The sequence below is a fragment of the Streptomyces tubbatahanensis genome (genome assembly GCF_022699385.1).
Lineage (GTDB): Bacteria > Actinomycetota > Actinomycetes > Streptomycetales > Streptomycetaceae > Streptomyces > Streptomyces diacarni.
Genome location: NZ_CP093846.1, coordinates 4,009,105 through 4,023,671 on the forward strand (window position 1 = coordinate 4,009,105; position 14,567 = coordinate 4,023,671).

Genomic DNA, 14,567 nt, shown 5'->3' on the forward strand with positions numbered 1-14,567 from the left:
GGACGATGGCCGTGAGCGAGACCACCGAGGGCGTCCTGGGGGCGCCCGCACTGCGCCGCGAGGGCCGGGCCAAGGTCACCGGGACCGCCCGCTACGCCACCGAGCACACGCCGCCCGCCTGCGCCTACGGCTGGCCGGTGGCCGCGACCGTGGCGCACGGCCGGGTCACCGGCGTCGAGGACGGCGAGGCGCTGGCGATCCCCGGCGCGCTGGCCGTCCTCACCCACGAGAACGCGCCCCGCCTGGTCGAACCCGACGACCCCACGCTCTTCCTGTTGCAGAACGACCGGGTGCCGCACCGCGGCTGGTACGTGGCGCTGGCCGTCGCCGAGACGCTGGAGGCGGCGCGCGAGATGGCGCAGACCGTGCGCGTCAGCTACGACGAAGAGCCGCACGACGTGCTCGTCCGCGCCGACCACCCCGACCTGTACCACCCGGAGTGGGCGAACGGCGGCTACCCGGGCGACCAGCACAGCGGCGACTTCGAGAGCGCGTACGCCGCGGCCCCGCACCAGCTCGACGCCACCTACGACATCACCCCGCTGCACAACCACCCCATGGAGCCGCACGCCTCCACAGCCCTGTGGGAGGCCGGGCACCTGATCGCCTACGACTCCAGCCAGGGCGCCAGCACGGTCTGCCAGGTGCTCGCCAGGATGTTCGACCTCGAGGAGAAGCAGGTCACCGTCGTCGCCGAGCACGTCGGCGGCGGCTTCGGCTCCAAGGGCACCCCGCGTCCCCCCGTCGTCCTCGCGGCGATGGGCGCCCGGCACACCGGACGCCCCGTCAAGCTCGCGCTGCCGCGCCGCGAGATGCCCGCCGTCGTCGGGCACCGCGCCCCCACCATCCAGCGGCTGCGGCTGGGCGCCCGCGACGACGGCACGCTCACCGCCCTCCAGCACGACGTGGCCACCCACACCTCCACCCTCAAGGAGTTCGTGGAGCAGGCCGCCGTGCCCTCCCGCGTCATGTACGGCGCCGACGGCATTCGCACCGGACACCGCGTCGTCCGGCTGGATGTGCCCACCCCGTCCTGGATGCGGGCGCCCGGCGAGGCCCCCGGCATGTACGCGCTGGAATGCGCCATGGACGAGCTGGCCCACTCCCTCGGCCTCGACCCGGTCGAACTGCGGCTGCGCAACATTCCCGAGACCGAACCCGAGAGCGGCAAGCCCTTCAGCAGCCACCACCTCGCCGACTGCCTGCGCGAGGGCGCGCGCCGCTTCGGCTGGGAGCACCGCGACCCGCGCCCCGCCTCCCGGCGCGAGGGCGACCTGCTGCTGGGCACCGGCGTGGCCGCCTCCACCTACCCGGTGATCGTCGCGCCCTCCACGGCTTCGGTGCAGTCCATGGGTGACGGCACCTACCACGTGCGGATCAACGCCACCGACATCGGCACCGGGGCGCGCACCGTGCTGGCCCAGGTCGCGGCCCAGGAGCTGGGCGTCGCGCTGGACGCCGTCCGTATCGACGTCGGCAGCAGCGACCTGCCGCAGGCGCCGCTGGCCGGCGGCTCCTCCGGTACCGCCTCCTGGGGCTGGGCCGTGCACAAGGCGTGCCGCGAGCTGCGCGAGTCGGACGGCAGCATCGTCACCGTCGACACCACCTCGGACGTGGAAGCCCAGGAGGACTATGCGCGGCACGCCTTCGGCGCGCTCTTCGCCGAGGTCTCCGCCGACATGGTCACCGGCGAGGTGCGGGTGCGCAGGATGCTGGGCGTCTTCGCCGCGGGCCGCATCCTCAACGCCCGCACGGCGCGCTCCCAGTTCATCGGCGGCATGACGATGGGCCTGGGCATGGCGCTGACCGAGCACAGCAGCCTCGACGCCCGGCTCGGCGGCTTCGTCCAGAAGGACCTGGCCGGCTACCACGTCCCCGCGAACGCGGACGTCCCCGACCTCGACGCGCACTGGATCGAGGAGCACGATCCGCACCTCAACCCGGTCGGCGGCAAGGGCATCGGGGAGATCGGCATCGTCGGCACCCCCGCCGCGCTCGCCAACGCCCTCCACCACGCCACGGGACAGCGCCTCCGCGACCTTCCGCTGACGCCGGACCGGGTGGGGGTGCTCGGCTGACGCGGGGTTTCCGAGCCCGACGCGGGGCCGGCGACCACGGCTGTTGACCGACCCGGCTCCCGACCGCGCCTCGCGGTCGGGAGCCGTCGTCCGTGGGCGCGGCGCCCCGGGTCACGACCCGCGCGGGGCCAGGGTGCTCACCTGCTCGTGCGAGGTGAGGAACGGCGCCGTCGTGTTGACCCGCGAGTAGCCCTGTGCGAAGCCGTCGTCGGAGTACAGCTCGGCCCAGCTGAGCGAGACGTCGACGTCGTGCTCCTTCGCGATGGCCTCCAGGATCTTCTCGTTCTGCTGCACGTCCCTGCGGGACATCTCGTCGTACAGCCGGCCCGCCGCGTCGGCCTTCTCGATGGTCTCGTCGAACGAGAGGTACTCGCGGTCGAAGTCGTTGGCCCACGCGCCCTCGGCCCCGATGATCATGCTGGAGACGGTCACCGCCGCGACGGGGTTGGGCGCGAACCGCGACATCGCGGAGGCGCCCGCGACCACCGTCCCGAAGCCGCCGTTGGCCCACAGGCGCTTGCTGAGGATCGCGCCGTCGAACTCCTTCATCTCGCGGACGGCGTCGCCGATGGTCGCCTCCTGCCGTCCGATGGCCATCGTGCCGGCGACCTCGCCGGAGGTCCGCAGAATCTCCTCCACCGTGTTCTCTCTGCCGGCCTGGTACTTCTCGGCCGCCGGAAGGTCACCCGCCAGGTGGTGTTCGAGTACGTGCTGCGTGTAGAGCTTCTGACCGCCGTACAGCGCCGCGTTCGCCTCGGGGTTCTGCCCCAGCTGGACGAGGAAGCGGGTCGCGTCGGCGTGCGTCATCTCGGCCTGGTGCCCGCGCATCGGGAAGAGCGTGTCGTCACCGCTGCCGTCCTTGATGGCGCGGAAGAGGTCCGGCGTGTACTCGGCCGCCGCCCTTCCGAGGTACTCGTGCATGCCGGGCTGCAACGCGAAGTCGTCCTTGATGTCCGCGGTGCCCTTGATGATGCGGCTCATCAGTTCGGCCTGGTCCCCGGTGTGCGCGGGCAGCCGGTCGGGCAGCGGCTGCTCGTAGTCGTGCCCGGTCGTCGCCGACGCCAGAGCGTGGGACAGCGCCTGGACACCGCCCTTGACGCCTTTCAGATCGCCCGTCTCGGCGACCTCGCCGTCCCTGGGCCACTCCCGCTGCGAGGTCAGATAGTCGAAGTTCCCCTCGTTCTTGAAGAACTCCGTGGACGCCTCCGGATTGTGCCCCAGAGCCTCCATGAAACCGGTGAGCGGATCCTCCCCCGCGTCGTTCTCCGGGCCGAAGTTGAGGAACGCCGCGTCGGACAGACCGCCACTGATCCACTTGCTGGGCGGATCGTTGCGGTGGTTCCTGAGCGCGTCCTCCTTGTCCAGCTTGATGATCTTGTCGCCGTAGTCGTGCAGAAAATCCGTGTCCCACTTCCCCGTGCGCATCAGATTGCTGAGCACCTGCGCGTTGTAGGGGCCCGGATTGCCGCCGATCCTGCCCTTCGCCTCCTCGGCGTGGATGCGCTCGGTGCTCAGCTCCAGCATGTCCTTCTTCCAGGCCCGCATACCGTCGGAGTCGGACTGGCTGGCCAGCCCGAGAATCACCCCGAGATTGTCCTGGAGCCCGGCCCGGCGTGCGTTCTCCGCCTTGCTGCGCTCGACCCGCACGCTGCCCGCCGCGCCGTTCCGCCGCGTCTCTGGCTCGGCCATCCCGAGCCAGAAGTCGAGCGTTTCTTGCGGGCCCATCTTCAGGGCGAACTTCTCGGCGAAATCCGGGTTCTGCGCGTTCTTGGCGAGAAGGCCGTTGAGACGGGTCAACTCCCTCTCGCTCATGTCGGTGCCCTTGTCCTTCGCGAGGTCGAGCGCCGCGTCGAGGTCCTTCTTCGTCTCGGCGTCCACGTCCCGCAGATGGCCCGCGATGTCGTCGTTGAAGCCCTTGCCCTGCGGATCGATCCGCAGGGCCGTCGACAGGTCGTGGTCCGCGTCGCTGGCGCTGCGGATGGCGGCGAGGATGCGGTGGTTGTAGTCGGCAATCGTCTCGTGGTACGCCTTCTGCAGACCCGGGGAGGTCTTCATGTCGTCCGGCGGGTCGAGATAGACGACGCCTTCCTTCTCGTTGACCCTGAGGTAGTTCTCGCCCTGCTCCGGCTTGGTGCGCACCGCCTTGTCGATGCGCCGGATCTCGTCCCGCGCGTCCTCGAACTTCGTGAGCGCCTCGGACATCACGGTGCCGATCTTCCGGGCCTGCCCCGAGGCTTCGGCCATCTGGTTCCGGATGTTCCGGAACTTCTTGAAGGCGGCATCGGCCGTCTCCCCGTACCAGCCGGACTGCTCCAGCGGTGAGGAGACCGTACGGCCGAAGGTGGTCGACACCTCGTCCATCTTTCCGGGCAACTTCTGCCACTTCTTCACGGCTTCCCGGAGCGGTTCGAGATTCACGTCGCGGATCGCGGTGTAGGCGAGATAGGGGGTGGTCATCACCGCGCTCCTATGAGGTGGGTTCCGGCGTGACGGGCGGAAGAGCGGGGCCTTGCGCACCGGGGGCCGGAACGCCGGACTCGGGCGTGGGAGGCGGGGAGACGAAGGGGCCGTACACCGGCTTCTCCGCCCCGTTCACGAACGGCCCGTACACCGGTCCCTTGTTCAGGCCCTGCCCGTCAGGGACGGCCTTGTCGATCTCCGCCTTGCGCCGCACGTCCTCCGCCTTGAACGTCTTGGCCGCCGCTCGCAGCGCCTTGGCGACCCCCGTGTAGAGGCCGTCCAGATAGCGCATCTGGCCGCGCCACATCTCCTGGAAATCCTTGAAGGCCTCATCGCTGGCGAAGCCCTTCATGGAACCGGGGACCTGCTCCGTCTCCGCCATCGTCTCGTTGTCCGTCTTCTGGAAGTCGTCACTCACCTTCTCGGCCTTGCCCGCGAAAGTGCGCAGCACATGCGGTGTGACATGCAGACCCTTTCCCGGACCCCGACCCCCACCGTTTCCCCCGCCCGACCCCTGATCCGGTGACGGTGCGTGATTGAGCCGCATGGAAGGCGACTGACCCGCACGGGCGTTGGCCACCAGCTCCGCCCACTCCTCGCCGAACGACATGAATCCCCGCTTTCGCCGGTGAACGTCTCCGACCTTTCCGGGAACCTACAAGACAAGCGGAGGAAACAGCTATCAACTGACAGTGAGAAGCGAGACGTTGATGCCTGCCGGTGTGGTATCGCTGCCCGCCGGATGGGGGCTGCCGCCGGTGGGGCCTGCCGTCTGTGGGGCCTGCGGCCGGGGGGCCCGCGCCTGGGGGCCTGCGGGCTGTGGCCGTGTGGCCTGCGGCCGTGCGGTCCGCGGTGCCGGTGAGCTCGGCGATCGCCTCCGGGGACGGCTTGACGTAGCGGCGGACGGTCTCCGGCTTTCTTGTGCTTCGACTTCGCCACGAGCATCAGCAGCGAGGTGCCCTGCTCGCCGAGGTGGGTCAGTGTGGAATGGCGGTACTCATGCGGGGCCCGGCCGGTCCCGGGCCCCGGACGGCGGTCTCGTAGAGCATCCAGCATCCGGTAGGGGGCTTCGAGCCGGGCGAGCCGGCGGCCAGTGTGGGGCCGCCGCTGTGGAGCGCGTGCGGGCCCTCGCTGGTGCGTGCGGGACGGGCCCTTGGTGCCCGTACCCGCCCGCGGCCGTACCCGCCCGCCCGCCGAGCCGGTGCCGCGCCTCGTACACCCTGACCTCGGCTCCGGCCTCCCGCGCGCACAGGCGTACGAGCCCGCGCGGGGCGGCGTCCGTCCTCCTACGCTGGAGACGGAGGACGCGTCGCCTATCAGCGAGGTGTGACAGCGATGCCCGAGCTCCCCGACGTCGAGGGCTTCCGCAGGGTCCTGGCCGACTGCGCGCGGGGCCGGACGATCGAACAGGTCGACGTACGGGACACGGGGGTGCTCCACGGGGTCGGTGCGGGGCGGCTGAGCCGCGACCTGGAGGGGCGCAGGTTCACCGAACCCGAGCGGCACGGCAAGTGGCTGCTGGCCCACACCGGCGGGCCGACCCTCCAGTTCCACTTCGGTATGACCGGGCGGCTGGTGTGCGCCGACGCCGACGACGCCCCGCACGCACACGATCGTGTGCTGTTCACCCTCGCCGGCTCCCGGCAACTGCGCTACCGCGACCAGCGCAAGCTCAAGGGACTGTGGCTCGCCGGCGACCCGGAGGCCGCCCGCCTCCTCGACGAGCAGGGTCCCGACGCGCTCGCGGTCTCCCGAGCCGACTTCGACGCGGTGCTCACCGGACGTCGCGGCGGGCTCAAGGCCGCCCTGACCGACCAGTCGCTCCTCGCCGGCCTCGGCAACCTGCTGGCCGACGAGATCCTGTGGCAGTCCAGGCTGCACCCCTCCCGCTCCACCGGCTCCCTCACCGACGGCGAGCGCGCGGAGCTGTACCGCACGATGCGCCGGGTGCTGCGCACCTCGGTGCGCGCCGCACAGGTGCCGCCGCGCGACGACTGGCTGACCGGCCACCGCGACGCCCCGGACCCCGGGGCGCCTTGCCCCCGCTGCGGCACGCGCCTGCGCTCGGGCCGCACGGCGGGGCGTACGACGTACTGGTGCCCGCACTGCCAGCCGGCCCCGGACTGAGCCCGTTCCGGCCCGGGGTACCGGGACCGCCGCTCACCCTTGCTCGTGTGCCTCGTCTGCCACATCAGAAAAACAGGCTCCCTATTTGTATAGGTGTACAATGCAAATAGATCGCCGTCGCGGCAGCGGACAGCAGCGGGGACGGGACGGCCGACGAGAACGGAGGATGTGACCCGGATTGGCCTGGACGGCATCGCTCGCACACACCGTACGCAAGGGCTTCCACACGGAACGGGTCTTCGCCGACCCCTGGGCCATCGGCCGCGCCGTGCTCGCCGTCGCCCTCGGAGCCGCCCTCGGCTGGGCGCGCGACGACCTCCTCGCCACCACGATGATGAGCGTCGGCGCCTTCATCTGCGGCATCGGTACCCTCCTCGCCCCCCTGCGGCACCGCCTCGTCAACGCGTCCGTGATGGCTCTGGCCTTCAGCGGCGCCACGGCGCTGGGCGTCTTCCTCCAGCCGACCGGCTGGTACTTCCTCATCGCCCTGTCCTTCGCCGCCTTCCTCGCCGGCCTGTGGCGTGCCCTGGGCGCCGCACCCGGAATCCGCGCCTGCCTCGTCGTCATCGGCATGCTGATCACCGCCGACGTCTCGCCGGGCATCGACGCGGGCCTGGAGATGGTCGAGTGGATCGCCGCCGGCTCGGGACTGGTCGTCCTCGTCCACCTGCTGCCGCCGTACGGCCGCCGCCACGCCGCGCAGCGCCGCAAGCTCGCCGACGTGTACGCGTCACTGGCCGACTACGCCCGCCGCGAGGGCGCCATGGCCGCCCGCCGCGCGGACGGCGCCGTCGGCCCCGAGGGCGCCGCTGCGAGCGTCTCCCCGGCCCCCTTCTCCGCCGCCCGCACGGCACTCGGCCTCCTCCCGCCGTACGCCCGCCCGGCCGCCGCACCGTTGTTCGGGCTGCTCGGCGAGGCCGAACGTGTCCGCCGCGCCCTGTACGCGGCTCAAGGCGCCCGCGACGTGCCGTACGAAGCGCTGGCCGCCACCCTCGACGCGCTCGCCCGCACCATCGCCACCGGCCGCCACCAGCGGTCGGCCGCGAAGGACCCTGCCGTCGGCGTCCCCGGCCCTCCCGCCCTCCACGACTGGCGGGGGCCGCTCGCCGACACCCTGCGCGCCCGCCTCGCGGAAGCCCGACGGCTGGCCGCCCTCGCGGTGACGGATGCGCAGGGCGCCACCCACCCTCATACGGCGGCCGCCGCTCCCCGCGACGCGGCGAACCCGACCGCCAACGGTTCGGCCCTGACTCCGGCCCCGACTCCGGCCCCGGCCCCGGCCCCGGTCCCCGCCGTTACCCCCGCCGTCGCGGCACCGCACGAGGAGATCCCCGCTCTCTACCGGCCCGAAGGGCTGGCCCGTGGCGGGTTCCGCCGTCTCACGGCGGAGCTCAGCCCGAGGCTGACGGGCACGCCGCTGCTGCGGCACGCCCTCCGGGTCGGCATCGGTACCACCGTCGGAGAGGCGGCGGGCCGCGCCCTCGGCGACTTCTGGGGACACGGCCTGCCCGCCCACGGATTCTGGGCGGCGCTGACGACGATGCTCGTCCTCTTCCCCGACTACCAGCACACGTTCGCGCGCGGCTGGAGCCGCCCCGTCGGCTCCATCGCGGGAGGATTCCTCGCCTGGGGCCTGCTCCAGTTCTCCTGGTCGCACGGCGCGCTCGCGCTCGCCACCGTCGCCTTCGCCGCCGTGACGTTCGTCGTCCTGCGCACGGGCCAGCACACACTCAACCTCGTCCTGACGGCGTGGATCGTCTTCCTGCTGCACCAGATGGGGACGGCGCAGGACCTGGTGGCGTGGGGACGCCCCGCCGACACCGTGCTCGGCGCGGCCATCGCCCTGGTGATCTTCCTGGTGCTGCCCACCTGGCACCACCACCGCATACCCGACCTGCTCGCACGCTGGCTGCGAACGCAGCAACGCCTGCTGCCCGCCCTGCTGACCGGCTACACGGACGCCGCCGCCACCGACAGGGCCACGCTGGAGCAGCTGCGCGGCGCCGCCCGCCGCGCCCGCGAGGAGCTGGAGTCCGCCATCGGCCACCTGCCCCACGAGCCGCGCGGCCACCGGGCCCGCTGGAGCGCTGACGAGCTGACCCGCATCACCTCGTCCGTCTTCGCCGTGACCCGCTGCACCGCACTGCTGAGCGAACACCTGCCGGCGGACGGCACCGAAACCGTCCCCGAACTCGCCGAGTTCGCCGCTCCGCTGCAAGGCCACCTCGCCGCGCTGGAGGAACTGGCGGCGAGCGGGGAGACCGTACGCCCCGGGGAGCTGCGCGCGCTGTTCACCGCACTGTCCGCGAAGAGCGGGCTCGCCTGGGTGGTCGACCCCGCCGCGCCCGGCACCGTCTCCACGCCCCGGGCCAGAGCGCTCGCCACCTGCCTGCGCACGGTCCTCGCCCTGGAGACCCTCACCGCGGACCTCGCCCAGGACCTCACCCCGGACCACGCCCCGCCCAGCGGCCCCGAACACGGTCCCCGGGACCACGTACGCCGTCGGGGACACGCAGGCCGCCGCCGGGGCCACGCCCGCCACGCACGTCACGCGGCGCACACCCCCGCGTGACGCCGCTCCCCTCCCTCCCTCCCTCCCCTCTCTCCGTTCTCTCCGACCGCTCAGCGGGTACCGCCGTCCGGCAGCATGGTGGACGCCGCCGACGGCGGGCCCGCAGACCCGAGCAACCGCGCCATGGTCTCGGCGTCCCGCACCGCCGCGTCACCGCAGCAGTTGTTGAACAGGACGTGGACCTGCCCCGCCTGCTCGGCGAGCCCGCGCAACCGTGGCAGCCACGCGGCGAGTTCGCCCTCGCCGTACGCGTACCGGAAGCGCTCCTCCTTGCTCCCGGTACCCCAGGCGGCGCTGCGCCCGTGGAACCGTACGACGGACAACCCGGACGAGGTGACGCACACCGTGGGCGGCACCGAGGACGGCAGCTCCTGGTTCATGTCGACGGCGACGGCGGTCATGCCGTACCGCTCCAGCAGTGCGGCCGTGCCGTCCGACCGCCCCTCCCGCCACCACGCGGGGTGCCGGAACTCGACGGCGACGGGCCAGCCCTCCGTCCGCCGGGCTGTCGCCGCCAGGAACGCCTCGGCCCGCTCCCCGGGCCGGAACCACGGCGGAAACTGGAACAGCACACTCCCCAGCCGCCCCGCCCGCCGCAAGGGCGCGATCCCGTCGGCGAAGCGCGCCCACACCTCGTCCAGCACCTCCGGGTCGCGCGCGTCGGCCGGCAGCCCGTCCGGCATCACCGCACTCCGCGTGGGGTGCCCTGTGAGCAGCGAGAACGCCTTCACGTCGAACACGAACCCGTCCGGTGTCCGCTCCGCCCACAACCGGCTGTTCCGCTCGCCGGGCAGCGCGTAGTAGGTGGTGTCGACTTCAACGACCGGAAACCGCTCGGCGTAGTACCGCAGCCGCCCCTCGGCGCCCCGCCGCCCCGGCGGATACCAACCACTCGCGACCAGCGCGCGATCCGCCCACGAGCACGTGCCCACAAGGATGTCGCCCATGCCGCCGCCGGTTACCCACCCGCCCGCCAGGCAGACCCGCCGGGGACGTTTCCCTCCACGACGTTCCCTCCACGACGTTCCCTCCACGACGTGGCCCGTTCCGCCGGAGGCGGAACGTCCGTGCCTGACGTCGAGCAGGACCCGCTGCCCGCCGTGAAACGGGCGCGCCCCGCCGAGTTGCCCACCGCTCGACGGATGGTCACAGAAAAGTCACTTCTCTCGCAGGACTCTCACATTTCGTTTCCCCGAGCACTACGGTCACTTCACCCAAAACGCTCCGGGGGGCTGTCATGAACAATCCGCACACGGCACCGATACCGCCGATACCACCGGCTCCACGCCCACCCGGCACACCTGACGACCGCCCGCTCCGCAAGCGCGCACTCGTATGGGTCGTGGGCTCGGCTCTCTTCCTCGGAGGCGTGGCCATCGGCTCCGCCGGAGGCGACGGGCAACAAACCGCCGCACACGCGGCCAAACCCGCCGCGACGATCACCGCCACCACCACGGCCAAGCCCGAGCCCCGTCCGACCGTCACCAAGACCGTCGAAGCGGAAGCGGAACCCGCCCCCACGGTCACCGTCACCAAGACCGTCACCGCTCCCGCCGCCGACCCGGGGAACGGCTCCGGTGGGGGCAGCAGCAGCCAGGACAGCGCCGACAGTAACTGCACCCTCACCTCGAACTCGGGCAACTGCTACGCAGCGGGCCAGTTCTGCCGCAACAGGGACCACGGCGCGACAACGTCCACCGCAAGCGGCCGGTCCATCAAATGCGCCTACCGCTCCAACGCCTGGCGCTGGACGTACAGCTGACACGGCGCCCCCGCCGGCCCGGGCCCCCTGCCCGGGCCGTCCGACGCACTGGTACGCCGCGTCTCCCTCACCCCTCGGCCACCCGGGCCCGGCCACGTCCCAGGCCACCCGTAACGGCGTGGTGAGAGGCCTACCGGGGCAGGGGTCCTGTGACGGGGAGGCATTATGGACGGCGAGAGCGACCTCCACGCACGACTGCGGACGGGACTTCGCTTCGGGGGCGCCACCATCGCGTTCATCGTTATCGGCGCCCTGCTCTCCCTGCTCGGGACACCGGCTGTCGTGGTGTGGCCCGGAGCCGTCGGGGCCGGTGTCTGGGGCTACTGGGGTGGCGGAGAGCTCATGCGCCGCTATGACGGCCGACGCCGATAGCCCCCCACACCCCGTCCTGCGCGGCTGCTTCACCAGGAGCACGCGGCGCGCCTCGTCCTCGTGCCCGGACCTGCGGTAGCAGGAGGCGAGTTGCTCGTACGGCTGCGGCGCGTACACCCGCTCGTGGCGCAGCCACGCAAGCCGGTTGCGCACGTCTTCGCCTCGCGTGCCCGCGGTCTCGCCGAGTCAGTCGTAGGTGAGTCCGTCCAGGCCGAGCGTCGAGGGCCAGGTACGCGGGTTGTCCTGGAGTCGGCTCGCGTGCGCGTCGCGCAGGTTCACGCCGCCCGTGGGCGGTCGGGCGAACCGCAGGTCGAGCGCCTCGGCCCGCATCCCTACGCACACGACCGACGCGCCTGATCCGGTGAGTTCCGCACTCTGGAGGGAAACCAGATCGTCCACCTGCGCGCCGCGCAGCTGTATCCGGCCGTCGGCCCGCAGGCTCTGGAGCCGCACGTTCGACGCTTTCAGGGCGTCACCGTGCAACGCGAACGCGCCCGCCACCCCCACCGTGATCCCCGTCCCCCCCCCGGTCCGCGCCCCCCATCCACAGGCCGCCCGGCAGGTCGGCACCCGGGAAGCCGACCTCGCCCTCCGCGATGAAACCGCCTTCGCAGAAGACGTCGCCCCGGACGACGAGTCCGCCCCTTTCGGGGCAACTCGCCCCGGTGCGACCAGACGCGCCGCGTCGAGCCGTATGCCGCCCGCGACGGAACTGCCCGCGCTCCACGACTGCCTCTCCTGACCACCCGGCACGACACCGCACCTATGACACGTCGGCCACGCCAAGGAGGGACCCACAGCCGGAGACGCGGCCGCGGGAATCCGGCTATACCACCGCCGCCAGCCCGCCCTCACCGCCCTCGTCGCCTTCCCGGGGAGCCTCGCAGACGGCGCTGTCGCCGTCACGATCACCGTCACCGCCGCAGGCGTCGGCGTCGGCGTCGGCCTTGACGACGTACACCTCCCAGGGTTCGCGGCCGGGGCCGTGGACCCAGACCTTGTCCTGGAGGGCGTAGCAGCAGGTGGTGTCGTTCTCCTCGAAGGTGGCCAGTCCGGCCTCCCGCAACCTGCCCGTGGCGCTGGTGACCTGCTCGGTGTGCTCGACCTCGACGCCCAGGTGGTCCAGACGGGTGTCCTGGCCGGCCTCGCCCTCGATGAGGACCAGCTTCAGCGGTGGCTCGGCGAGGGCGAAGTTGGCGTAGCCAGGGCGGCGCTTGGCCGGTTCGACGCCGAAGAGCTTGGAGTAGAAGGCCACCGATCCTTCCAGGTCGGGGACGTTCAGTGCGAGCTGGAGACGTGACATGGGGCCCTCCCGAACAGGCTGTATCGACGGATGCCAATGAAGAGCTTGCGCCTCGGATCGAAGAACGTCAACATAGAAGCATGTCGAATCAAGAGCTCGGGGTGCTCGGCCAGGACGTCGAAGGATGTTGCCCGGCGCTGCTGACCGCCCCGCTGGCCGAGGACCAGGCCACGGAGCTGGCGAAGGTGTTCAAGGCGCTGGGCGACCCGATCCGGCTGCGCCTGCTGTCGATGATCGCTTCGCGCGCGGGCGGTGAGGTGTGCGTGTGCGACCTGACGCCGCACTTCGACCTGTCCCAGCCGACCGTGTCCCACCACCTCAAGCTGCTGCGGCAGGCCGGGCTCATCGACTGCGAGCGGCGCGGTACGTGGGTGTACTACTGGCTGATCCCCGAGATGACCGATCGCCTGGCCGGCATCCTCACCCGCCCTTCGGGCACCCCGCTCCCGGAGCGCGCCGAGGCCGGCTCATGACTGCCGCCGAGGGTTCCGCTGACGGATCCGCCGAGGGGTCCATTGACGGACCCGCCGAGACGTCCGCCGCGGGGCCGGTGGCCGGGAAGTTGTCGTTCCTCGACCGGTGGCTGGCGGCGTGGATCCTGGGCGCGATGGCGGCCGGTCTGGGCCTGGGGCGCCTCGTGCCCGGTATGGGAGACGCACTGGCCAAGGTGACCGTCGCGGGTGTCTCGCTGCCGATCGCGCTGGGACTGCTGGTGATGATGTACCCGGTCCTGGCCAAGGTCCGCTACGACCGGTTGGAGACCGTCACCCGGGACCGCCGGCTCCTGCTCCCCTCCCTGTTGCTGAACTGGGTACTCGGCCCGGCGGTGATGTTCGCCCTCGCGTGGGTCTTCCTGCCGGACCTGCCCGAGTACCGCACTGGGCTGATCATCGTGGGGCTAGCCCGCTGCATCGCCATGGTCATCATCTGGAACGACCTGGCCTGCGGAAACCGCGAGGCCGCCGCCGTCCTCGTCGCGCTCAACAGCGTCTTCCAAGTGATCGCGTTCTCCGCGCTGGGCTGGTTCTACCTCTCCGTCCTCCCCGGCTGGCTCGGCCTGCCGCAGACGGCGCTGGAGGTGTCGGTGTGGGAGATCGCCCGCAGCGTGCTGATCTTCCTCGGCCTCCCGCTGCTCACCGGATATGCCACCCGACGCCTGGGCGAGAAGATCAGGGGACGCGCCTGGTACGAGGCCGAGCTGGTCCCCCGCATCGGTCCGTTCGCCTTGTACGGGCTGCTGTTCACCATCGTCGTCCTCTTCGCCCTCCAGGGCGAGGCGATCACCTCCACACCGCTGGACGTCGCCCGGATCGCCCTGCCCCTGCTGGTGTACTTCGCGCTCATGTGGGCCGGGTCGATGGCCCTGGGGCGCGCGGTCGGTCTGGACTACCCGAAAGCGACGACACTGGCCTTCACCGCGGCGGGGAACAACTTCGAGCTGGCCATCGCGGTCGCCATCGCCACCTTCGGCGCCACCAGCGGCCAGGCCCTCGCGGGAGTCGTCGGCCCCCTCATCGAGGTCCCCGTCCTCATCGGCCTCGTCCACGTCGCCCTGGCCGCCCGCCGCCACTTCCCCCAGCCGGACGACGGAACTCCGGCCGCCGGGAAGGAGAGCCCCGCCCGTGTCTGAGCCTCACGCGAAGCCGTCGGTGCTGTTCGTGTGCGTCCACGATTGGTGTGCTGCGTCCACGACGGCGCATCCGCGGCCTGCCGGCCCCACTCGGCGTCGAGGCCCGTGGCCCGTGGCCCGTGGCCCGGACATGACGACCGCTGCGGGCGTACGCGTCGTGTCCGTGGCCCCGAACACGCCGAACAGGTACTGACGAGCTGCCAACTCGGCATCGACGAGGGCGACGCCACCTACGCCTTTCGCTTCAGGCGCCTCCGGCTCGG

The 14,567-nt window shown here is 71.8% G+C and carries 12 protein-coding genes; 7 read left to right on the forward strand and 5 right to left on the reverse strand.

Annotation, left to right across the window (positions count from 1 at the left end):
• Positions 1 to 5: 5 nt before the first annotated feature.
• Entirely contained in the window at positions 6 to 2,078 is a 2,073-nt protein-coding gene (locus MMF93_RS17215) for a xanthine dehydrogenase family protein molybdopterin-binding subunit (protein ID WP_242752609.1), read from the forward strand.
• Between the two features lie 111 nt (positions 2,079 to 2,189).
• Here the strand turns inward: MMF93_RS17215 and MMF93_RS17220 are convergent, their stop codons facing one another.
• Positions 2,190 to 4,535, reverse strand: coding sequence for a DUF6571 family protein (locus MMF93_RS17220; protein WP_242752610.1), 2,346 nt, complete (start codon positions 4,533 to 4,535; stop codon positions 2,190 to 2,192).
• 10 nt (positions 4,536 to 4,545) lie between these two features.
• The gene (locus MMF93_RS17225; protein WP_341483278.1) at positions 4,546 to 5,148 is read right to left on the reverse strand and encodes a WXG100 family type VII secretion target; all 603 of its coding nucleotides are present in this window, start codon (positions 5,146 to 5,148) and stop codon (positions 4,546 to 4,548) included.
• A 725-nt stretch (positions 5,149 to 5,873) separates the two neighbouring features.
• Here MMF93_RS17225 and MMF93_RS17235 point away from each other — a divergent pair.
• Both MMF93_RS17235 and MMF93_RS33365 read left to right on the forward strand, forming a co-directional pair.
• On the forward strand, positions 5,874 to 6,665 hold the full coding sequence (locus tag MMF93_RS17235; protein WP_242752612.1) for an Fpg/Nei family DNA glycosylase: 792 nt from the start codon (positions 5,874 to 5,876) through the stop codon (positions 6,663 to 6,665).
• A gap of 178 nt (positions 6,666 to 6,843) precedes the next feature.
• Positions 6,844 to 9,237: an FUSC family protein gene (locus MMF93_RS33365; RefSeq protein ID WP_274709472.1), complete on the forward strand. Its 2,394-nt coding sequence runs from the start codon at positions 6,844 to 6,846 to the stop codon at positions 9,235 to 9,237.
• Between the two features lie 50 nt (positions 9,238 to 9,287).
• On the opposite strand, the gene MMF93_RS17250 is transcribed toward MMF93_RS33365, so the two are convergent.
• Positions 9,288 to 10,184, reverse strand: a complete 897-nt coding sequence (locus MMF93_RS17250) for a DUF72 domain-containing protein (RefSeq protein WP_242752618.1) — start codon at positions 10,182 to 10,184, stop codon at positions 9,288 to 9,290.
• Positions 10,185 to 10,606: 422 nt separating this feature from the next.
• On the opposite strand from MMF93_RS17250, the gene MMF93_RS17255 reads away from it, so the two are divergent.
• Both MMF93_RS17255 and MMF93_RS17260 read left to right on the forward strand, forming a co-directional pair.
• On the forward strand, positions 10,607 to 10,999 hold the full coding sequence (locus MMF93_RS17255) for a hypothetical protein (RefSeq protein WP_423835457.1): 393 nt from the start codon (positions 10,607 to 10,609) through the stop codon (positions 10,997 to 10,999).
• 165 nt (positions 11,000 to 11,164) lie between these two features.
• Entirely contained in the window at positions 11,165 to 11,371 is a 207-nt protein-coding gene (locus MMF93_RS17260; protein ID WP_242752620.1) for a hypothetical protein, read from the forward strand.
• Positions 11,372 to 11,557: 186 nt separating this feature from the next.
• Here the strand turns inward: MMF93_RS17260 and MMF93_RS17265 are convergent, their stop codons facing one another.
• Complete coding sequence (locus MMF93_RS17265; RefSeq protein WP_242752621.1) at positions 11,558 to 11,824, reverse strand: hypothetical protein; 267 nt, start codon at positions 11,822 to 11,824, stop codon at positions 11,558 to 11,560.
• A gap of 373 nt (positions 11,825 to 12,197) precedes the next feature.
• Positions 12,198 to 12,674, reverse strand: coding sequence for an ArsI/CadI family heavy metal resistance metalloenzyme (locus MMF93_RS17270; protein WP_242752624.1), 477 nt, complete (start codon positions 12,672 to 12,674; stop codon positions 12,198 to 12,200).
• An 80-nt stretch (positions 12,675 to 12,754) separates the two neighbouring features.
• Between MMF93_RS17270 and MMF93_RS17275 the strand changes: the two genes are divergently transcribed.
• Together MMF93_RS17275 and arsB are read left to right on the forward strand one after the other, a co-directional pair.
• Complete coding sequence (locus tag MMF93_RS17275) at positions 12,755 to 13,147, forward strand: ArsR/SmtB family transcription factor (protein ID WP_242752626.1); 393 nt, start codon at positions 12,755 to 12,757, stop codon at positions 13,145 to 13,147.
• The gene (gene arsB, locus MMF93_RS17280) at positions 13,144 to 14,304 is read left to right on the forward strand and encodes an ACR3 family arsenite efflux transporter (protein WP_274709473.1); all 1,161 of its coding nucleotides are present in this window, start codon (positions 13,144 to 13,146) and stop codon (positions 14,302 to 14,304) included. Before MMF93_RS17275 ends, arsB begins: the two co-directional genes overlap by 4 nt.
• Positions 14,305 to 14,567 lie beyond the last annotated feature (263 nt).